Annotated in this window: 21 protein-coding genes; 10 read left to right on the plus strand and 11 right to left on the minus strand. The window is 72.7% G+C overall.

Annotation, left to right across the window (positions count from 1 at the left end; genetic code table 11):
• Positions 1-48: 48 nt before the first annotated feature.
• The gene (locus tag EU555_RS17725) at positions 49-828 is read right to left on the minus strand and encodes a hypothetical protein (protein WP_135416363.1); all 780 of its coding nucleotides are present in this window, start codon (positions 826-828) and stop codon (positions 49-51) included.
• A gap of 238 nt (positions 829-1,066) precedes the next feature.
• On the opposite strand from EU555_RS17725, the gene EU555_RS17730 reads away from it, so the two are divergent.
• Complete coding sequence (locus tag EU555_RS17730; protein ID WP_135416365.1) at positions 1,067-1,786, plus strand: NAD-dependent deacylase; 720 nt, start codon at positions 1,067-1,069, stop codon at positions 1,784-1,786.
• On the opposite strand, the gene EU555_RS17735 is transcribed toward EU555_RS17730, so the two are convergent.
• Both EU555_RS17735 and EU555_RS17740 read right to left on the minus strand, forming a co-directional pair.
• Positions 1,767-2,303: a hypothetical protein gene (locus EU555_RS17735; RefSeq protein ID WP_135416367.1), complete on the minus strand. Its 537-nt coding sequence runs from the start codon at positions 2,301-2,303 to the stop codon at positions 1,767-1,769. The two genes, EU555_RS17730 and EU555_RS17735, sit on opposite strands and share 20 nt — an antisense overlap.
• A 146-nt stretch (positions 2,304-2,449) precedes the next feature.
• Positions 2,450-4,273, minus strand: coding sequence for an AsmA family protein (locus tag EU555_RS17740; RefSeq protein WP_135416369.1), 1,824 nt, complete (start codon positions 4,271-4,273; stop codon positions 2,450-2,452).
• A gap of 291 nt (positions 4,274-4,564) precedes the next feature.
• On the opposite strand from EU555_RS17740, the gene EU555_RS17745 reads away from it, so the two are divergent.
• Both EU555_RS17745 and EU555_RS17750 read left to right on the plus strand, forming a co-directional pair.
• Positions 4,565-5,320 (plus strand): CoA transferase subunit A, encoded by a 756-nt coding sequence (locus EU555_RS17745; protein ID WP_135416371.1) that lies wholly within the window; start codon positions 4,565-4,567, stop codon positions 5,318-5,320.
• Between the two features lie 21 nt (positions 5,321-5,341).
• Complete coding sequence (locus EU555_RS17750; protein WP_135416373.1) at positions 5,342-6,007, plus strand: 3-oxoacid CoA-transferase subunit B; 666 nt, start codon at positions 5,342-5,344, stop codon at positions 6,005-6,007.
• Positions 6,008-6,191: 184 nt separating this feature from the next.
• On the opposite strand, the gene EU555_RS17755 is transcribed toward EU555_RS17750, so the two are convergent.
• From EU555_RS17755 to EU555_RS17770, 4 genes are all read right to left on the minus strand, one after another.
• Positions 6,192-7,019, minus strand: a complete 828-nt coding sequence (locus EU555_RS17755) for a phosphodiesterase (protein WP_135416375.1) — start codon at positions 7,017-7,019, stop codon at positions 6,192-6,194.
• A gap of 65 nt (positions 7,020-7,084) precedes the next feature.
• On the minus strand, positions 7,085-8,410 hold the full coding sequence (locus EU555_RS17760; RefSeq protein ID WP_135416377.1) for an ABC transporter substrate-binding protein: 1,326 nt from the start codon (positions 8,408-8,410) through the stop codon (positions 7,085-7,087).
• 11 nt (positions 8,411-8,421) lie between these two features.
• Positions 8,422-9,276: a carbohydrate ABC transporter permease gene (locus EU555_RS17765; RefSeq protein ID WP_135416379.1), complete on the minus strand. Its 855-nt coding sequence runs from the start codon at positions 9,274-9,276 to the stop codon at positions 8,422-8,424.
• Positions 9,273-10,208 carry a carbohydrate ABC transporter permease gene (locus EU555_RS17770; RefSeq protein ID WP_167858585.1) on the minus strand — a complete coding sequence of 312 codons (936 nt, stop codon included), beginning with the start codon at positions 10,206-10,208 and terminating at the stop codon, positions 9,273-9,275. Before EU555_RS17770 ends, EU555_RS17765 begins: the two co-directional genes overlap by 4 nt.
• Before the next feature lie 147 nt (positions 10,209-10,355).
• Here EU555_RS17770 and EU555_RS17775 point away from each other — a divergent pair, with 147 nt between their 5' ends.
• The 4 genes from EU555_RS17775 (at position 10,356) to EU555_RS17790 (ending at position 12,742) form a co-directional block, all read left to right on the plus strand.
• Entirely contained in the window at positions 10,356-10,829 is a 474-nt protein-coding gene (locus EU555_RS17775; protein ID WP_135416381.1) for a GNAT family N-acetyltransferase, read from the plus strand.
• A gap of 66 nt (positions 10,830-10,895) precedes the next feature.
• Positions 10,896-11,267: a TfoX/Sxy family protein gene (locus EU555_RS17780; RefSeq protein ID WP_135416383.1), complete on the plus strand. Its 372-nt coding sequence runs from the start codon at positions 10,896-10,898 to the stop codon at positions 11,265-11,267.
• A gap of 655 nt (positions 11,268-11,922) precedes the next feature.
• A complete protein-coding gene (locus tag EU555_RS17785) occupies positions 11,923-12,369 on the plus strand; it encodes a MerR family transcriptional regulator (protein ID WP_135416385.1) in 447 nt (148 codons plus the stop codon).
• Positions 12,305-12,742, plus strand: coding sequence for a carboxymuconolactone decarboxylase family protein (locus tag EU555_RS17790; RefSeq protein ID WP_135416387.1), 438 nt, complete (start codon positions 12,305-12,307; stop codon positions 12,740-12,742). The genes EU555_RS17785 and EU555_RS17790 overlap by 65 nt, the downstream gene beginning before the upstream one ends.
• Here EU555_RS17790 and EU555_RS17795 read toward each other — a convergent pair.
• The gene (locus EU555_RS17795; protein ID WP_135416389.1) at positions 12,729-14,132 is read right to left on the minus strand and encodes a cytochrome P450; all 1,404 of its coding nucleotides are present in this window, start codon (positions 14,130-14,132) and stop codon (positions 12,729-12,731) included. The genes EU555_RS17790 and EU555_RS17795 overlap by 14 nt on opposite strands.
• 131 nt (positions 14,133-14,263) lie before the next feature.
• On the opposite strand from EU555_RS17795, the gene EU555_RS17800 reads away from it, so the two are divergent.
• The gene (locus EU555_RS17800) at positions 14,264-14,692 is read left to right on the plus strand and encodes an RNA polymerase sigma factor region1.1 domain-containing protein (RefSeq protein ID WP_135416391.1); all 429 of its coding nucleotides are present in this window, start codon (positions 14,264-14,266) and stop codon (positions 14,690-14,692) included.
• Between the two features lie 60 nt (positions 14,693-14,752).
• Positions 14,753-15,889 (plus strand): carboxylate-amine ligase, encoded by a 1,137-nt coding sequence (locus EU555_RS17805; RefSeq protein WP_135416393.1) that lies wholly within the window; start codon positions 14,753-14,755, stop codon positions 15,887-15,889.
• 25 nt (positions 15,890-15,914) lie between these two features.
• Here the strand turns inward: EU555_RS17805 and EU555_RS17810 are convergent, their stop codons facing one another.
• Complete coding sequence (locus EU555_RS17810; protein ID WP_135416395.1) at positions 15,915-16,817, minus strand: LysR family transcriptional regulator; 903 nt, start codon at positions 16,815-16,817, stop codon at positions 15,915-15,917.
• Positions 16,818-16,914: 97 nt separating this feature from the next.
• Between EU555_RS17810 and EU555_RS17815 the strand changes: the two genes are divergently transcribed.
• Positions 16,915-17,811: an aldo/keto reductase family oxidoreductase gene (locus EU555_RS17815; protein WP_135416397.1), complete on the plus strand. Its 897-nt coding sequence runs from the start codon at positions 16,915-16,917 to the stop codon at positions 17,809-17,811.
• A 65-nt stretch (positions 17,812-17,876) separates the two neighbouring features.
• On the opposite strand, the gene EU555_RS37055 is transcribed toward EU555_RS17815, so the two are convergent.
• Together EU555_RS37055 and EU555_RS17830 are read right to left on the minus strand one after the other, a co-directional pair.
• A complete protein-coding gene (locus tag EU555_RS37055; protein ID WP_245524347.1) occupies positions 17,877-18,023 on the minus strand; it encodes a hypothetical protein in 147 nt (48 codons plus the stop codon).
• Positions 18,024-18,431: 408 nt separating this feature from the next.
• Positions 18,432-18,983: a Spy/CpxP family protein refolding chaperone gene (locus EU555_RS17830; RefSeq protein WP_135416399.1), complete on the minus strand. Its 552-nt coding sequence runs from the start codon at positions 18,981-18,983 to the stop codon at positions 18,432-18,434.
• Positions 18,984-19,180: the final 197 nt, after the last annotated feature.

The following is a 19,180-nucleotide window of genomic DNA, read 5'->3' on the forward strand; positions in this document are numbered from 1 at the left end:
GGCTGCCGAGCGGGTTGACTTGGCCCGCCTGCAGGCCGGCCGGGCCTCCTACCAGCACACGCGGGGCAGTCGGCGCTTCCAGCGCTGGCCGACGCGCAGGTCCTCGTCCGCGGTGCGGCGCTTGGCCCGCGCGCGGATCTCGCCGGCGTCAGGGGCCTGCGCGGCCTCGACCCGTGGCGCCTGGATCTTGGGGACCTGGATTGTGGGGGCCTTGATCTTGTGCGCGGCCGGCAGGGCGATCGGGGCGGGGGCCTGGATCGGATCCTCGTCGGGCCAGTCCTCGGGCCACACGAAGGCGGGGCGCGGCCCGGCGCGCCGGGGTGCCGGCTCGGCGGCGCGGTAGCGCCGCACGCGGGGCAGCTTGGGTTCGGGCTCGGGGGCCGGTGCAGGCTCCGGCTCGGGCTCGGGCGGGGCGATCAGGCTCGGCAGCACGCGCTTGGCGGGGGCGGCCTGCGCCTTCGCGGCGGCAGGATCGGCCGCGGCGGGTTTGGCGAAGACCGACGCTTCGGGCGGATCGAAGCGGCCGGACTGGGTGGCGGCGGCGGCCTCCTCCAGGAGGCCCGTGCCGGCCCAGAGGTCGCGGCCGGAGGGCCGGCGCTCGGGCTCGTCCATCGCCGCCGGCCTGCCCGCCGGCGCGGGCTTGTTCGCCAGCAGCTTCGCCGCGGAGGGCTTGACGAGTGCGGCCTTGGCCGACGGTGCGTTCCCCGAGGGCGCGGTCGTGAGGCGCTCGCTCTGGGGCCGCTCGCTGTCGGCCGGGGCGGTCAGGGGGGAGGTGCGGCTGCGCTTGATCTCGACCGTGAAAGACGGTCTCGCGCGGTGGCGCGTCATTGATTGTCCTGAAGCGATCTGTTCGGAATCAGCCGCCCGCGGCCAGGCGCGCGGGCACGATCCTCACTTAGGATGCGTGGACGGGATTGTCCATGCCAAGAATTGATAAAGTCTCAACGGAGGTCACAGTGACGGCATTCGGATGGTCTCGCGCCCGGCAGAACAATGCGGGTGCGAGCTTTGACCCAATCGTGTCGCAGTCGTCGCTCGCGTCGCGAGCCCGGCGGGAGGCGCGCGCGTGACCGTCTTCGTGCTCACCGGGGCCGGGATCTCGGCCGAGAGCGGGCTCGGCACCTTCCGGGATCCGGGCGGCCTGTGGCACCGGTTCGACCCGACGCGGCTCGCCACCCCGGAGGCCTTCGCCCGCGAGCCCGAGGAGGTCCACGCCTTCTACAACCTGCGCCGGCAGGGCGTGCGGGAGGCCTCCCCCAACGCCGCCCACGCGGCCCTCGCGCGCCTGGAGGCGGGGCTTGCCGCCCGCGGCGACCGGCTCTTCCTCTGCACCCAGAACGTCGACGACCTGCACGAGCGCGCCGGCGCGCGGGCGGTCACCCACATGCACGGCGAGCTGATGCGGGCGCGCTGCACCGCCTGCGGCGAGTCCCGCGCCTGGGCCGAGGACCTCTCGGTCGACACGGCCTGCCCCGCCTGCGCGCGAAGGGGCGGGATGCGCCCGGACGTGGTCTGGTTCGGCGAGATGCCGTTCCACCTCGAGGCGATCGCGGCGGTCCTCGACGCGTCGGACCTGTTCGTGGCGATCGGCACCTCCGGCTCGGTCTACCCGGCGGCGGGCTTCGTGGCGCGGGCGCGGGGCGCCGGGATCCCGACCCACGAGATCAACCTCGCGCCCTCCGACACCGCCGGCCTGTTCGACGCCGCCACCTACGGACCGGCCACCCGGGCGGTGCCGGACTTCGTGGCGGGCCTCCTGGGGGGATTCAGCGGATCGAGACCTTGACGTCGAGCTGGGTGGCCGAGCCGTCGGGATAGATGACCAGGACCCGGTAGGCGTCGAGCCCCTCGTAGCCCTCGGCGGCCTCGAAGGTCATCTTCAGGCCCTCGACCTTGCGGGCGTTGCACGACGCCAGCGGCGAGCCGGGGGCGTAGCGGGGGAAGGAGGCCTCGGCCGCGAAGCGCACGCTGCCGTGCTTCGGGGCGTCGAGGAGGCGGGCCACCACCGGCCCCTGCGACGCGCAGTCCGGAAACAGGCTGGTGAAGAACCCGATGGTCCGGGCCTCGTTCATCGGCACGATCCGGAAGTAGGGTGTCGTGTTGAGGGTCGGGAACCCGCCCGGCGGTGCCTCCGGCTGAGCCGGGGGCGTGGGCACCGGCGGCAGCGGGCTTTGGGTCGGGGGCGGGGGGATCTGAGGCGGGGGAATCTGGGCCGGTGCAGCGGCGCAGGGCAGGGCGGCAAGGCCGCCGACTGCCCCGGCCCACAGGCCGGCGCGGCGGCGCGGTCGCATCGGGTGTTCCATCGCGGCTCCTCGACGTCGGGGCGTACGGACCGTCCCGATCATAGAGCGCAGCGTCCCGAAGCCCATCGCGCGGCCGTCCGTGCCTCACCGCCGCGGCACCGACGACGGGGGCGCGGGGCAGGTCCGGGCCTGGCGTCAAGCTGGCGTCAGGGCGCGTAGGCGCTGGCCGCGGCCGGCAGGGCCGGGGACGTGATCGCGCGGACCGCGAGAGGCCGGATGACCGGGCGCAGCCACGGCCCCTCGATGGCGAAGCCGCCGCCGGCCCGCCCCTCGGACAGGGGCTCGATCCGGGCCTCGGCGCCGAGGCGCCGCTCGGCCAGGAAGACCCGGCCGCCGAGGCTCGCGCTCAGGGAGGCGCCGCGGACCTGGCCCTGGCCGATCTCGGCGACGCCGTCGCTCACCGTGAGGCTGACCCGGGCGCGCTCGAAATGGGTGCGCCCGCCCCGGCGCAGGGCAGTGGCGGCGGTCTCGGGCCGTTGCGCGAGGTCGATGAGGCTCAGGCCCAGGATCTCCCCGCCCTCGACCGTGGCGGCGGCCCGCCCGGCGAGGCGGCCCATGAGGTCGGCGAGGCTGGAGCCGGCGCTGTCGAGGGCGACCGTCCCTTGCGCCCGGCCGAGGATCCAGCGCGGCCAGCCGAGATCGGCGAACAGGCCGCCGAGATCGACCCGGTCGGCGCTGCCCTGGAGCCTCGCGTCGAGGCCGGCCGGCAGAGCCGCGAGGGCCGCCCGCCCCTTGACGGTGCCGCCCTGCACGGTGGCGCGCCCCAGCGTCGCCTCCAGGGTGCCCTCGCGGACGAGCAGGCCGGCGGCGACGTCCTGCGCCTCCACCGGGCCGAGGCGGGCGGAGGCCGCGGAGAGGCGCAGGTCGAGGTCGCCGCGGGTGAGCCCGTCGAGGGTGAGCGGCGCCCGGCTCCAGCCGCCGCCGGGCTCCGCCCCGGGCACCAGGCCCGAGAGGTCGAGCCGCTCGGCCGCGAGCGTCCCGGAGACGGCGAGCCGCCCCCGCACGAGCGACGCGGCGGCGGCGCCCTCGAGCCGGTTGTCCCCGACCTGCACCCGGATCTCGGGCCATTCCACGGCGCCGGGGCGGGCGACCAGCCGGCCCTCGAAGCTCACCGGGCCGGCCGGCGTCGCGGGGCCGGGCGCGATCCCGAGCCAGGCCAGGGTGCCGGGCAGGGCCGGGGTGGCGAAGCGGCCCTGGCCGGACAGGCGCGGGCCCCCGGCCGGCTCGCCCGATCGGCTGTTCGTCTGGCCGTCGGCCTCGCCGGGCCAGACCAGGCTGCCGTCGATCTCGGCGCTGCCCTCGGCGGTGCCGGCCTTCCAGGTGAGGGCGGCGGCGAGCGGGGTCGCGGCGCCGGCCGCGAGCTCGCGCGGGCGCAGGCCCGTCAGCGTCAGCGCCGCCGGCACGCCGCGCCAGGTGAAGGCGGCGGAGAGGTCGAGGCCGGCGCTCGGGCGCGGCCAGCTCGCCACCAGGTTCACGCCGGTGGCCCGCTCGAGGAGGCCGGTGCGGGGATCCCGCGCGGTGAGCGTCGCGTCGACGAGGACGAGGCGGCGCAGGTGCCGGCCCCGTCCGGCGGCGACGCGGGCGGCCAGCCGCGCCGCCGGCTCGGCCCAGTCCGCCTCTCCCCCCTCCGGCAGGGTGATCCTGGCCCGCTCGAGGACGAGGCCGGTGACCTCCGCCCGCCCGGCGAGGAGCCCGGCGAGGCCGAGCTGCACCTGCAGGCCCTCGCTCGCCACGAGGTCGTGGCCGCCACGGTGCAGCCGCACCCCGGAGAAGCGCAAGGAGGGGGCCGGCAGCAGGGTCAGGGTGGCGGGCCCCGCGACCGCGAGGCCGAGGCCGTAGCGCCGCGCCAGGTCCCGCCCGGCGAAGGAAGCGGCCTGCGGGGCGGCGATCGTCCAGGGCAGGGAGGCGGCCGTGAGGGCGAGGGCCGTGGCCGCACCGCCGCTCAAGGCCAGGATGGTTCGGCGCGACATCGCTCTCCGGCTGCCGGCATGGACGAGACGAGGTGCCCCCCCGGGCCGCCGCCCGGCCGGCCTCGTCGGGCCCGCCGGAGGCATACGCCATCCCCAGATTCCCCTATAGTCCCTCGCGCCCGCCTTGTCTCCCCGGCAGGCTTTGCCGCTCATCCCGCAGCGGGACATTTTCCCCGCCAGGGCCGGTGGTGCCGCGCCGCAACGATGCTAAACAGGGCGGCGAGGCGCCGCATCCGTGCGGGACACGAGGGCGACGAGCCCCGGCGGCACCGGAATTTGGGGAAACGAGGGATGAAGAAGGTATACCCCGACGCCACGGCCGCCCTGGCGGGCGTCCTGCGGGACGGCATGACGATCATGGCCGGCGGCTTCGGCCTGTGCGGCATTCCCGACGTCCTCATCGACGCGGTGCGCGAGAGCGGCGCCAAGGACCTCACGGTCATCTCGAACAATGCCGGCATCGACGGCGTCGGCCTCGGCGTGCTGCTCGAGACGCGCCAGATCAAGAAGATGATCTCGTCCTATGTCGGCGAGAACAAGACCTTCGCCAAGCAGTACCTCGCGGGCGAGCTCGAGATCGAGTTCAACCCGCAGGGCACGCTGGCCGAGCGCATCCGCGCCGGCGGCGCCGGCGTCCCGGCCTTCTTCACCAAGACCGGCGTCGGCACCCTGATCGCCGAGGGCAAGGAGACCCGGGAGTTCGACGGCGAGACCTACGTGATGGAGCGCGGCCTGTTCGCCGACGTCTCGCTGGTCCACGCCTGGAAGGGCGACAGCGAGGGCAACCTCGTCTACCGGAAGACCGCCCGCAACTTCAACCCGATGATGGCCTCGGCCTCGCGCATGACCATCGCGCAGGTCGAGCACCTGGTGCGCCCCGGCGAGATCGACCCGGACCACATCATCACGCCCGGCGTGTTCGTGAAGCGGATGATCCACGTGCCGAACGCCCAGAAGCGCATCGAGCAGCGCACCACCCGCAAGCGGGCGGAAGCCGCCCCGAACGCCGAGCCCGCGCCCGCCCCGACGGGCGGCGGCGCCATCTGACGAGCGAGAGAGGAGACGACCATGGCCTGGACCCGCGACCAGATGGCGGCCCGCGCCGCCCGCGAGCTCGAGGACGGCTTCTACGTCAATCTCGGCATCGGCATCCCGACGCTGGTGTCGAACTACATCCCCGACGGCATGTCGGTGCAGCTCCAGTCCGAGAACGGGATGCTGGGCATGGGCCCGTTCCCGTACGAGGGCGAGGAGGATCCCGACCTGATCAACGCCGGCAAGCAGACCATCACCGAATTGCCGACCACGAGCTACTTCTCGTCGGCGGATTCCTTCGGGATGATCCGCGGCGGCCACATCGACCTCTCCATCCTCGGCGCCATGCAGGTGGCCCAGAACGGTGATCTCGCCAACTGGATGATCCCCGGCAAGATGGTGAAGGGGATGGGCGGCGCGATGGACCTCGTCGCCGGCGTCAAGAAGGTCGTCGTGGTGATGGAGCACGTCGCCAAGGCCAAGGACGGCTCGGAATCGCCGAAGCTCCTCGAGGCCTGCGACCTGCCGCTCACCGGCACCCACGTGGTCGACATGGTGATCACCGATCTCGGCGTCTTCACCATCGACAAGAAGGGCGACGGCGGCATGAGCCTGGTCGAGCTCGCCGACGGCGTCACCGAGGACGAGGTGCGGGCCAAGACCCAGGCGCAGTATCGGGTGGCGCTGAAGAACAGCTGAGGATGGAGTGTCCTGGAGCTGAATTCTCAAGATAAGGCACGCTGCCCCTCTCCCGTGTGGGAGAGGGGTTAGGGGATCTTCGATCGCCCCTACCCCTCTCCCACACCTTGCAGCGATGCCGGGCAAGCCCGGGATCGCCTGGAGAGGGGATCCCGCGCAATATTCCTAGATTTTTTTATCGATATCAGTGCTGCCCCGGATACGCCGCATCCAGCACGAACGGGTACGGCCCGTCGAACGTCTCGACATAGACCATGTGGCTCACGATTCCCGTCTCCGGCGTGAAGCGGTGCAGCAGGTAGGCCGGCGGCTCGAAGACCAGGGCGCCCTCGTGCTCCGGCGTCAGATCGAACGCCACCTGGTGGGTCACGCTCGGGGCGATCTGCGCGATCGTGCCGGCATAGCGGGTCACGATCGGCCGGTGGTGATGGCCGCACAGGATCCGCTCGATGCAGGTCTGGCCCGCGATCAGCCGCCGGAACGCCGCCTCGCCGTCGAGGAGCCGGATCTCGTCCATGTGGATGAGGCCGCACGCGAAGGGCGGGTGGTGCAGGAACACCAGGGTCGGACGGCCGTCGCCCGTGGCGAGCGCCCGCTCCAGGAAGCCGAGGCGCTCCGTGCACAGGGCGCCGTGGCTTGCGCCCGCCACGAGCGTGTCGAGGGCGATCAGGCGGACGGGATGATCCTCGACCGTGTACTGGACGAAATTCCCGGTCGCGCCGGGCATCCAGGCCGCCGGCAGCACCTCGCGCAACGTCTCGCGGCGGTCGTGGTTGCCGGGCACGACGTAGACCGGCATCGGCAGGCGGGCGACGAGCCCGCGCAGCTCCTCGTATTCTTCCGCGAGGCCGCAATCGGTGAGGTCGCCGGAGATCAGCACGAGGTCGGGCCGGGGATCGAGGGCGAGGAGGTGGGCCACCGCGCGGGCGACCATCCTGTTGGTCTCGGAGACCCGGTAGGCCGGCAGCCCGCGGGGGCGCACGTGCAGGTCGGTGATCTGGGCGATGAGCATGGCGGGGATCCGATGGTGGGAAGCACCCGCCGCCGGAGCGGCGGGCACATCGGTCTGAGGGAGCCTTATTCCGCGCCGGGCAGGCGCAGGGCGGTGTCCTCGACGTAGGGGCGCATCAGGGCGTCGGCGGCCTTCTGGGCGGCGGCGAGCGCCTCCTTGGGCTGGCGCTTGCCGGCGAGCACGGCCTGCAGCTCGTCCTCGATCGCCTTGCGCACCGGCACGGTGCGGTAGGTGGCGAACCACGGCTTGGCGTTGGCGAGCTGGTCGACCGCGATCTTCGCGTCCGGGTTCTTCTCCAGGAAGGCCTTCATCTCGGGCAGGTCGTAGGCCGCCTTGTTGGGGGCGAAATAGCCCGTGGCGCGGCTCCACCAGCCCGACGTCTCGGGCGAGGTCAGCCACTGGATCAGGGTCCAGCCGGCGGCGCGCTTCTCCTCCGAGAGGCCGGCCGGCTGCACCAGCGAGGCGCCGCCGATCGGCACCGCCTGGCGCACGTTCATCGGCACGAAGGCGACCCGGAACGGGAACTTGGCGGTGTCGCGGATGAAGGTGAGCGAGCCCGTCGAGATGATCATCATCGAGGCCTGGCCGGCCAGGAAGGCGCCGGTCACCGCCGGGCCCTTCTGCTCGCCGGCCGGGTGCACCTTGGCCTTGTGGACGAGGTCGGACCAGAAGGTGAGGGCGCCGAGCATGGTCGGGGTGTCGTAATAGACCTCGCCGCCATACTCCTCGTTGTAGTAGCGCCCGCCATTCGACATCGTCAGGGCTTCGAGGATCCAGCCGCCGTAATCGTAGTTCGAGGGCATCATCAGGCCCCAGCGGGTGGTGCGGTCGCCCTCGCGCCTGGTCAGCTTGCGGGCGGCGTCATGGAGCTCGGCCCAGCTCCGCGGCGGCTTGTCGGGATCGAGGCCCGCTTCCTTGAAGTGGTCGGCGTTGATGTAGAGCAGCGGCGTCGAGTTGTGGAACGGCACGCCGTAGACCTTGCGATCGATCACGGCGTTGGGGAGGAGCGCCGGGAAGAACCGGCCCATGAAGGCGTCCTGGCTCTTGCCCTCCTTGGCGATCAGGTCGTCCATCGGGGTGATCTCGCGCTCGATGGCGAGGTCCGTGAGGAAGTTCGCCGACATGATGACCGCGGCCGGCGGCTTGCCGGCCTTGATCGCCGCGCGGGTCTTGAGCAGCGTGTCGTCGTAGGAGCCGGTGAAGACCGGGGTCGTCTTGATGTCCGGGTGGGAGTCGTTGAACTCCTTGATCAGCCCGGCCATGTTGCGGGCGAGCGCCCCGTCCACCGGCACGGGGAAGAACAGCTCGATGTCGGTCGCGGATGCCGGAGGCGCCGCGAGGCCCGCCACGGCTGCGAGCGCGAGGGCGGCGCCCTTCCACCAGGAGATCATGTGGTCGTCCTCTACTTGATGCCGGAGGCGAGGAAGCTGTTCACGAACCGGCGCTGGAAGATCAGGAAGGCGGCGAGCAGCGGCAGGCTGACCAGGAAGGTGCCGGCCGCGATCAGACCCCAGGCCTGCATGCCCTCGGCGCTGAGCGTGAAGCTCGCGAGACCCAGGGTCAGGGGCCGCCTGTCGGGGGAGTTGATGACCATCAGCGGCCACAGGAACTCGTTCCAGTGGCTGGTGACCGAGACGATCGAGAAGGCGACCAGCGCGGGCTTCGTCAGCGGCAGGTAGATGAGGCGGATGCGCGCCCACCAGCCGGCGCCGTCGATCAAGGCGGCGTCCTCGAGCTCGCGCGGCACCTCGCGAAAGCTCTGGCGCATCAGGAAGGTGCCGAAGGCGGTAGCGCAATAGGGCGCCATCACGCCCGGCAGGGTGTCGTAGAGCCCGAGGGCCGCGATCGTCTTCAGGTTCGGCACCAGCAGCACCACCGGCACCAGCATCAGCTGGACCAGGAACAGGCCGAACAGGAACCCGCGGCCGGGAAACTCCAGCCGGGCGAAGACGTAGCCGGCGAGCGAGGCGGTGACGAGCTGCACCGCCAGGATGCCGGCGCAGATCACGAGCGAATTGACGAAGTAGAGCGGGAAGTCGGCCGAGGCCCAGGCCTCTGCGAAGTTGGCGAGGCTGGGCGCCAGCGAGGGCAGCAGCGAGGCATCCGCGCCGGAGCCCGCCGGCCGGAACGCCGCCACCAGCATCCACCAGAACGGCACCGCCCAGACCAGCGCCAGGCCGGCGACGAGCAGACGGGCGAGGCGGGGCGTGACCTCCCGGGTGACGGGACCGGCAAGGGGGCTCGTCGGCGCGCTCATCGGGCCGCCTCCGGGCCCTGGCTGCGGCCGAGCGAGAGCGCGGTGAGGGCGGCCAGCAGGCCGAGCGTCACCACGGTCGCGGCGGCCGCCCGGCCGGCATCGTAGCGCTCGGCGGCCTGCTCGTAGATGTAGAATAGCAGGAGCTTCGTCGCGTCCGAGGGCCCGCCCTTGGTCAGCACGAAGACGTGGTCGACCTGCGTCACCGCGTTGAGAAGCGCGATCACCCCGACGAAGGCGAAGGTCGGGCGCAATGCCGGCAGCGTCACGTAGCGCAGGCGCTGCCACGGGCCGGCGCCGTCGAGGAGCGCGGCCTCCCGGGCCTCGTCGGGGATCGCCTGGAGCCCGGCCAGGATGAACAGCATGTAGTAGCCGGCATTCTTCCAGACCGTCAGCACCGTGATGGCGGCGAGCGCGAGATCGGGATCGCCGAGCCAGTTGGCGCCGGAGAGCCCGAGCCGGGCGAGGTGGTGGTCGATGAGGCCGATCCCCGGCAGGAACAGGAACAGGAACAGGGCGGCGGCCGCGACGAGCGGGATCATCACCGGCAGGAAGAACACCGCCCGTAGCAGCGCCCGCACCCGGCCGGCGCCGTTGAGCGCCAGCGCGAAGGCGAGCGCCAGGACCAGGCTCGGCCCCACCGTCCCGATCGCGTAGAGGGCGTTGTTGAGGAGCGCGCGCCGGAAGGTCGGATCGGCGAAGAGGCTTGCGAAGTTGTCGAGCCCGACGAAGCGGGTGCCCCGGCGCGTGACCTGATGGGTGGCGTCCCACAGCACCTCCACCACCGGCCAGTAGGTGAACAGGGCGAGGAAGACGAGGGAGGGGCAAAGCAGCGCGAGCGGCAGCAGGAGGCGGGCGCCGGGCCGCCGGCGCACCTGCGCGGCGGGAGGCTCGGCCGCGAGGGCGGCTTGCGTCGTGGGGAGGGCGTGGGTCAAAGGGTCAGCCGGACGTGTCGGGACCTGCGCGTCATCGGGCGATTTCGTGACAGGTGGATGAAATCCGCGCCCGGTCCGCGCGACGCGCGGCGGTGGACCTCCGCGAACCGTGTCGGGTAAGCTGCGCCGGGACCAGCGGAGGTGGGCATGTTCGAGGTTCGCGCGGATGATCTCTCGAGCGAGCCGACCCGGCAGCTGCTCGCCCTCCACCTCGCCGGCATGCACGCCAACTCCCCGCCCGGCAGCGTGTTCGCCCTCGACCTGTCGGGGCTGAAGGACCCGGCGGTCACGGTCTGGTCGGCCTGGGACGGGGCCGACATCGCCGGGATCGGCGCTCTGAAGGTCCTGGGCGACGGAACCGGCGAGGTGAAGTCGATGCGGACCCACCCCGACTACCTGCGCCGCGGCGTGGCCGCGCTGCTGCTGGAGAGGGTCGTCACCGAGGCGAGGCGGCGCGGCCTGCGGCGGCTGAGCCTCGAGACGGGACGCGGCCCGGCCTTCGAGCCGGCCCTGACTCTCTACCGCAGGCGTGGATTCGCCGACGGCGAGGCCTTCTCGGATTACAGGGAGAATGCGTTCAGCCAGTTCCTGCACCTGGACCTGCGATCGGACCAGGGCTGACGTCGTGAGGGCGCCCGGCCGTGCCCGCGGATCCCTCGGCTGGCGCACGGGCACGGGAGACGGGCCATGACCGGGCACGGAGACCGCGCCTTCCTGGAGGAGATGCTGGCCCCTCTCGGCGGCGTCGCGCTCCGGCGGATGTTCGGCGGGCTCGGGCTGTTTCGCGATGGCCTGATGTTCGGGCTCGTCGCGCGTGACGTCCTCTACTTCAAGGCCGCCCCCGACGAGACCGCCGCCTTCGCGGCCGAGGGCGGCGCCCCGTTCTCCTACGCGACCAGGGACGGCCGGACGACGACCATCGCCAGCTACTGGCGGGCGCCGGAGCGGCTCAACGACGATCCGGAGGAGTTTCTGCTATGGGCGCGCCGCGCCTGCGCGGCGGCGGAAGGCGCCGACCGGGTGAAGCCGGCGGGGCGGCGGAAGGCGAGGGTGGTGTGACGCTGCTCGCAAAGGCCCCGCGATTCGATCGGCGGGTCGGAGAGCCTGTTTGACGTGCCTTGCAAAATTATCCCACCCTCAACCTCATCCTGAGGTGTCGGCGATCGGAGATCGCGCACGATTGAATATCGACTGATCTCGAAGGAGACCTCCAGCAGTCACTGTGGTATCTGGAGCCCACCTTCGAGGCTTCTTTCACGTGCGATCTTCGATCGCCAGCACCTCAGGATGAGGTCTCGGATGGGATAGATCAGGCTCATGCGATATCGTTCTCGGCAGTCAAACAGGCTCTGATACACTCCATCGTCATTCCGGGGCCGCGAAAGCGGAGCCCGGAATCCAGAACTACAGGTGATGCAGATCAAAGCGGAATATCGTCCGCTTCGTCCTGAGCGAACTGCGGTTCTGGGCGTGCCTCTGGCACCCCGGGCTCCGCTGCGCGGCCCCGGGATGACCCTGAGAGGTGGGAGCGGGTGCGCGAATTCGGCTTGCAAGTTCTGCCCGCGAGATCGGCCTGCCCCCGCAGCGGGACCGCACCCCGGCGCCTCGCGACCTGCACCGGCACCCTGCGCCGCCTCGCCCGCTTTCGGCCTTGACTTCGAGTGCGCTCGAACCTGTAGCGTCGCGATCATCCAGGACGGGGGGCGGTCGCCTCATGAAGATCGGCGAGCTCGCACGGCAATCCGGACTGTCGGTCCACACCATCCGCTACTACGAGAAGATCGGATTGCTGCCCTATGCCAGCAGGGACCTGTCGAGCCAGCGCGACTACGACGCGTCCATCCTGTCCTGGATCGCGTTCCTGAGGCGGCTCAAGACGACCGGCATGCCGATCCGGGACATGCTTCGCTACGCGGCCCTGCGGGAGCGCGGCAGCGGCACGGAGGCCGAGCGGCGCGCCCTGCTGAAGGCGCATCGCGACCGCGTCCGGGCCCAGGTCACGGAGCTGCAGGCCAGCCTCCTCGCCCTCGACGCGAAGATCGCCGGCTACGCGGCACCTCAAGAGACCAGCCAACAGACCTGTCAGGAGAGGATCGATGACGCAGCACATTCCGGGCGAGGGAGAGAGCCGGCTCGCGCGCGGCAGGCGCGCGCTCGCTGAGATCGACGGCGAGGCCGGGCACGCCGTGGTGGCGGCGCTCGCCGACATCGCGCCGGACTTCGCCACCTACCTGTTCGAGTTCCCCTTCGGCGACATCTATTCCCGGCCCGGCCTGGACCTGCGCGCCCGCGAGATCGCCACCATCGCGGCGCTGACCGCGATGGGCAATGCCGCGCCGCAGCTGCGGGTCCATATCGAGGCCGGCCTGAATGTCGGCCTCACCCGTCAGGAGATCACCGAGACCATCATGCAGATGGCGGTCTATGCCGGGTTTCCGGCCGCCCTCAACGGCCTGTTCGCGGCCAAGGAGGTCTTCGCGCGCCGGTTCCCGCCGCAGGGCGGGAGCGCGGAGGGCTCCCTCAGCGCAAGCTGACCCGCATCGGCATCCCGTCGGCGGGGCGCAGGGTGATGCGCTGCTTGAGCACCGGCAGGTAGCCGGGGCGCAGCGAGAATCGCAAGGAGCGCACCAGCACCGCCAGGATCGCCACCGCCTCGGAGAGCGCGAAGCCCATGCCGATGCAGATGCGCGGGCCGGCCGCGAAGGGCAGGTAGGCGTAGCGGTCGCGGGCCTTGGCGGCCTCGGGGGCGAAGCGGTCGGGGTCGAAGCGCTCCGGCTCGTCCCACAGGGCGGCGTGGCGGTGCACGGCGTAGATCGGGATGGTGACCGGCGTGCCGGCACGCACCGCGATGCCGTCGAGGTCGACGTCGCGGATCGCCGCCCGCACCACCACCGGTGCCGGGGGATAGAGCCGCATCGCCTCGAGGACGACCTGGCGGGTGTAGGGCAGGGCGTCGACGTGCTCGGGCAGCAGGGGACCGCCCGCCGTCACCGCCTCGACCTCGGCGGCGACCCGCGCCTCGCTCTCCGGGTGGTGCGAGAGCAGGTAGAACGCCCAGGTGAGGGCGAGCGCCGTGGTCTCGTGCCCGGCGGTCACGAAGGTGAGCAGGTTGTCGGCGACGTCGCGGTCGTCCATCGCCTGGCCCGTCTCCGGGTCGCGGGCGGCGAGCAGCAGGCTCAGGAGGTCGTTGCGCCCCTCGGTGCCGGTGCGGCGGCCTTCCGCGGCGAGGCGCAGGAGCTCGTCGCGCAGGTACATCTTGGCCCGCTCGGCTTTGGACCGGCCCGGATAGGGCACCCAGGCCGGGGCCCGCAGCAGCGTCAGCGCGAAGACCCAGCTGGTCGATTCGAGGTAGTCGGTGATGCCGCGCTCGACCCGGGCGGCGTCGATGGTGCCGGACCCCGAGAGCATCGTCTCGGCGATGATCTCGAAGGTGGTGCGCATCATCGTCTGGGCGACGTCGATCTCGGCCCCGTGGCCCGCCTCGGCCACGAGGGCGTCGCGGGTGCGCTCGGCGGCGGCGATCATCGCCGGCACGTAGCTGCGGATGCGCTCGGCCCGGAAAATCGGCGCCGCCGCCCGGCGCTGCCAGCGCCAGCGCGCCCCGTCGGCGGTCAGGATCGCGTCGCCCAGCGCCGGAGAGAGGGAGCGGCGCAGCACCTCCGACTTCTCGAACGCGTCGGCCTCGTCGACCATCACCTGGCGGATCAGGTTCGGCGCCATCACGAACAGGCTGGACGTGCCGAGGAACTCGGAGGTGTAGAGCGGCTCGCGGTAGATCGTCTCCGGCCAGGCCTCGAGCGGGTTGCGCACCACGGTGCGCAGGAAGCGCCACGGCCCGAGCGGCTGCGCCGGCGGGGTGATCCGGGCGAGGACCGGCCGCGGCCCCTCGGGGGCCGGACGGAAATGGGACGGATGCGCGTTCATGGCTCGCCTGGGTTCGGTCCCGACGGAGACCGGGAGCCCGTCCCTTGTCCGCCCCCATCTGGGCGCGAGCGTGACCGGAAACGCGGGCGGTCCCTCGTGCGTTGGCACGGACTTCACGACGGAGCCGTGCGATGCAGGCCGCCTTCGACCGCACCACCCTCGACCGCCTGGTCGCCCTCGGGCGCAGCCAGGGCGGGCTGACCCCGGACGACCTGCGCCGGGCGCTCCCGGTCGACCGGATGAGCGCCGAGGACATCGCGATGGTGCTGATCGAGCTGGAGGAGGCCGGGATCCCGGTCGATCCCGACGAGGCCCTGCTGCGGCCCGGCCGCCCGCTGCCCCCCGCCGGCGCGATCCGGCTGCCGGAGCCGCCGGCCTCCGCGCCGGCCGCGCCCGCACCGGAATCACCGCCGGCCGTCGCGGCGGCCCCGGCCCCGGGCCCCCGTCCCGCCGCGCCCCCGGCCCCCCGGGGCGGCGCGCACCGGGCGGTGGTGTGGGCCGGCCTCGCCGCGCTCGCCCTCGCGCTCCTCGCCCTCTCGCTCTGGGCGGCGCGGGGCTGACCGCGTGGCCGGCCGGCGGCCGGCTCCTATATCCTCGCGCTCCCGGAGAATCCTGCAGCCATGACCGCCTACCGCTTCGGCATCGAGGAGGAGTTCTTCCTGGCGGATGCCGCGACCCGCGGGACGCCGCGTCGCGGCGTGCAGGGCTTCCACGCCGCCGCCAAGGCCCTGCTGCCGGCGGCCGAGCGCGAACTCCTGCAGAGCCAGATCGAGATCGCGACGCCGCCGGCGACGACGCCCGAGGAGGCGAGGGCGGGTCTCGGGGCCTTGCGCCGGGGGCTCGCCGAGATCGGGCGGGCGCACGGGATCCTGGTCTTCGGCGCCGGCACCCATCCGGGCGCGGCCTGGGACGCGCAAGCCCCGACCGACGGGGCGCGCTACCACGGCATCCTCGACGCGGTGCGGATGGTCGGGCAGCGCACCCTGGTCAGCGGCATGCACGTCCATGTCGAGGTGGCGCGGCCCGAGGACCGGGTCGACCTGATGAACCGGCTGCTGCCGTTCCTGCCGGTGCTGCTCGCCCTCTCGGTCTCCTCGCCGTTCTGGCAGGGGCGCGACACCGGCCTGTGCGGCTATCGCCTCAGCGTGTTCGGCGAGATGCCGCGCACCGGCCTGCCCGACCTGTTCTCCTCGACCGCGGAGTTCGAGCGCTACGTCGCGGTGATGACGGCCGCCGGGGCGATCGCCGATGCGAGCTTCCTGTGGTGGCACCTGCGCCCCTCGATCCGCTACCCGACCCTGGAGCTGCGCATCGCCGACAGCTGCACCCGGGTCGACGACGCGGTGGCGATCGCCGGCCTCTACCGCAGCCTCGTGCGCGCCGCCGAGCGCCGGCCGGACCTGAATGCCGGCCTCGACGGGGTCGCCCGGGCGGTGCTGCGCGAGAACCTGTGGCGGGCCCAGCGCGACGGCGTGCGCGCCGCCCCGATCGACCCGCAGGCCGGCCGCGCGGTGCCGTTCGGCGAGGCCCTGGAGGGGCTGCTGGCGCTGGTGGCCGAGGACGCGGCGGACCTGGGCTGCGCGGGCGCCCTCGACGCGGCCCGCCGCATCGCCCGGGAGGGCACCAGCGCCGACCGCCAGCGCGCGGCTTACGCCGCGGCCCGGGGCGAGGCGGGCGAGGACGAGGCGGCCGACCAGGCCGGCATCGCCGCGGTGGTGGACGCCCTGGCGCGGGAGACCGAGGGGCGGGCGGCGTAGGGCAGGGTGGTCGGGGGTCGTCGTCTCACTCCCGCCTCGCCCCGATGAAATCCACGAAGGCGCGCAGCGGCGCCGGCAGGTAGCGCCGGCCCGGATAGTACAGGAACGGCCCCGAGAACCGCGGCCACCACGGCTCGAGGACGGGCTCCAGCGCCCCGCTGTCGAGATGCGGCCGCAGCCAGTCCTCGAACAGGCTGACGATGCCGACCCCGGCGAGCGCCGCCTCGACGGCGAGATCCGTCGCGGTGCCGACCCGCACGGTGAGCGGGCCATTCGGCTCGACCCGCACCGTCTCGCCGTCGCGCTCGAACGCCCACTCGGTCATCGCGCCGCTGGCGAAGCGGCCGCGCAGGCAGGCATGGTCCAGGAGGTCGCGCGGGTGACGCGGGCGCCCGCGCCGGTCGAGATAGGCCGGCGCCGCGGCGGTGGCGTAACGCTGCGCGCGCGGGCCGATCGGCACCGCGATCATGTCGGGCTCCAGCCGCTCCTCGTAGCGGATGCCGGCGTCGCAGCCCGCCGCCAGCACGTCGACGAACCCGTCCTCGGCGACGACGTCGAGGTGGATGTCCGGATAGGCGGCGAGGAAGGGCGGGACGATTCCCGGCAGCACGAGGCGGACCGCGCTCACCGGCACGTTGAGGCGAAGCGTCCCGGCCGGCCGGTCGCGAAAGCCGTTGACCACGTCGAGGGCCGCCGCGACCTCGCCGAGCGCGGGCTTGAGCCGCTCGATCAGGCGCGCCCCGGCCTCGGTCGGCGCGACGCTGCGGGTCGTGCGGTGGAGGAGCCGGACGCCGAACCCCGCCTCGAGCCGGCGCACCGCCTCGCTCAGGGACGAGGCGCTGGTGTTGCCGGCCCGCGCGGCCTCCCGGAAGCCGCCGGCCTCCGCCACCGCCAGGAGGGCCGACAAGTCGCTCAGATCCGCCGCCATTGTTCGCGATCCCGCACAGCCCGTCCGGATCGCACCGTCTTATCACGCAGCGGAGCGGCGGCTAGATCCGGCGCGTCATCGACCGAGGAGACGGATCATGAGCGGGATCGAGACGGCGGGGACCTTCCGCCTTGGTGACCGGACGGTGCGGCGGCTCGGCTACGGCGCGATGCAGCTCGCCGGCCCGGGCGTGCTCGGGCCGCCGAAGGACCGCGAGGAGGCCATCGCGGTGCTGCGCGAGGCGGTGGCGCAGGGCGTCACCCACATCGACACCAGCGACTTCTACGGCCCCCACGTCACCAACCAGATCATCCGCGAGGCCCTGCACCCGTACCCGGACGGCCTCGTGATCGTCACCAAGGTCGGCGCCAGGCGCGGCGCGGATGCGTCGTGGAACCCGGCCTTCTCGGCCGAGGCGCTGATCGCCGCGGTGCACGACAACCTGCGCAACCTCGGCCTCGACGTGCTCGAGGTGGTCAACCTGCGGGCGATGTTCGCCGTGCACGGGCCGGCCGAGGGCTCGCTCGCGGAACCGCTCTCCGTGCTCGCCGACCTGCAGCGCCGGGGTCTGATCCGCCGGATCGGGCTCAGCAACGTCACCGCCGCCCAGGTCGCCGAGGGGCGCAGGATCGCCGAGATCGCCTGCGTGCAGAACCACTACAACCTCGTCCACCGCGCCGACGATCCGCTGATCGACGACCTCGCGGCCGCCGGGACCGCCTACGTGCCGTTCTTCCCGCTCGGCGGCTTCAGCCCGATCCAGTCGCAGGACCTGTCGGCGGTCGCCCGGAGCCTCGACGCGACGCCGATGCAGGTGGCCCTGGCCTGGCTCCTGCGCCGGTCTCCCAACCTCCTGCTCATCCCCGGCACGTCCTCGCGCGGACACCTGCGGGAGAACCTGGCGGCGGCGGACCTGGCGCTGCCGGACGATGCGATGCGGGCCCTCGACGGGCTCGCCGGCGGGCGACAGGCCGCGGAGGCCGGACCCGACTGACCTGGATGTCCTGTCGCGCCGACTTGGCGCGGCAGGGCCCGATCCATCGCCCGTGACGCTGGAGATCAGTCGATCGTGTCGGGCCATTCGCGGGCGCCATGCACCACGGCCAGCACCTCGCTCTGATCCCGCAGCCGGCATGCCACGAGGGAGCGCGCGCCCGACACGACCAGTTCACGGGTCCCGGCAATCCGCCCGGCTCGGCCGGTCATGGGATCGTTCGACAGGAGACGACCCGTCCGTTCGAGGATGTCGGTGGCCAGCGCATGGGCGGCGCCGGGCTATGTTGCGCGATGACATCCTGAATGGGCGTCCACGTCCGCCAGGGCGGAGGTCGTCCAGACGACGCGCATCAGGTCGGGCGGTAGGTGTTCAGCATCCTGGCGACATCGGTCGTGCTGGCGAACTGACCCGCATCGGCCGCGGCGATCCCGGCAGCCACCTTGTCCAGAAACTGCTCCTGCGACGTGGGCGAATGGCCGTGTTCCAGAGCGTCGGCGACGACCTCGGCCGGTGACCGTCGCGATCGCGCAGCGATGGCGTCGACTCTGAAAGGTCACACCGGCCTGCAAGGGAGATGTGTCGCCGTTTGCTGCCCCAAGTGATCGCGTTCCGGTTCTTCAGGGCCGGTGCGCTCCGTGCCCGTGCTGCCGATGCCCGTCCGCACCGCCGTAGCCACGCACCTCGCCATAGCGGCGCACCTGCGCCGGCGTGAGAACGTCCATCATGGCGAGGTGGTAGCGCAGGTGTGCGGCCCGAAGCTGGCCTTGCGTCGCGCCGATGGCGGTCGTGGCCGCATCCAAGCTGGCCGGCTGCACGGCCTTGGTGGCGAACAGGCGCTCCAACTCCATCTCCTCGCGGATCAGGCGCTCGCCCAGCGGCACGGCCTCAGCCTTCATGGCCTCGAACAGGGCCTTGGTTCGCGCCCGCTGATCCGGCGTGAGAGAAAGCGCATCGGCGCTCTCCAGCGCATGGGAGGGACCAGGGTAGCCGTTCAGTTCTGCGGGCAGCGCGAGGCCCATGCCGCGCCCGGCCCGGAGGTCCGATAGCTGCTGTTCGGAGAGGGCCTTCACGGGGCGGTCCTTCAGGGCCGCGTAGGGTTGCGGCGCGGTCTGGGCGAGGACCGGGCCAGCGAGGAGCAGCGTGAGCGCGGGGACAACGGAGCGGATCATCAGCGACCTCCGGGACGCTCCATCCTCGCCGCCACAGTCCTGTCCATCAAGCCTGACTGGACCCGGCCGTCACGCCGACCATGCTGCGCGATCTTGGCCGTGGCCGGGCGAACGCCGTCCGTGCCCCTTGTGGCGCACCGCCGCGCCGTCCTGCCGGCAGGCGCGGATGAGCCGGTGGGCCTGCCGCCATTCCTTCT

The sequence above is a fragment of the Methylobacterium nonmethylotrophicum genome, from assembly GCF_004745635.1.
Taxonomy (GTDB): Bacteria; Pseudomonadota; Alphaproteobacteria; order Rhizobiales; family Beijerinckiaceae; genus Methylobacterium; species Methylobacterium nonmethylotrophicum.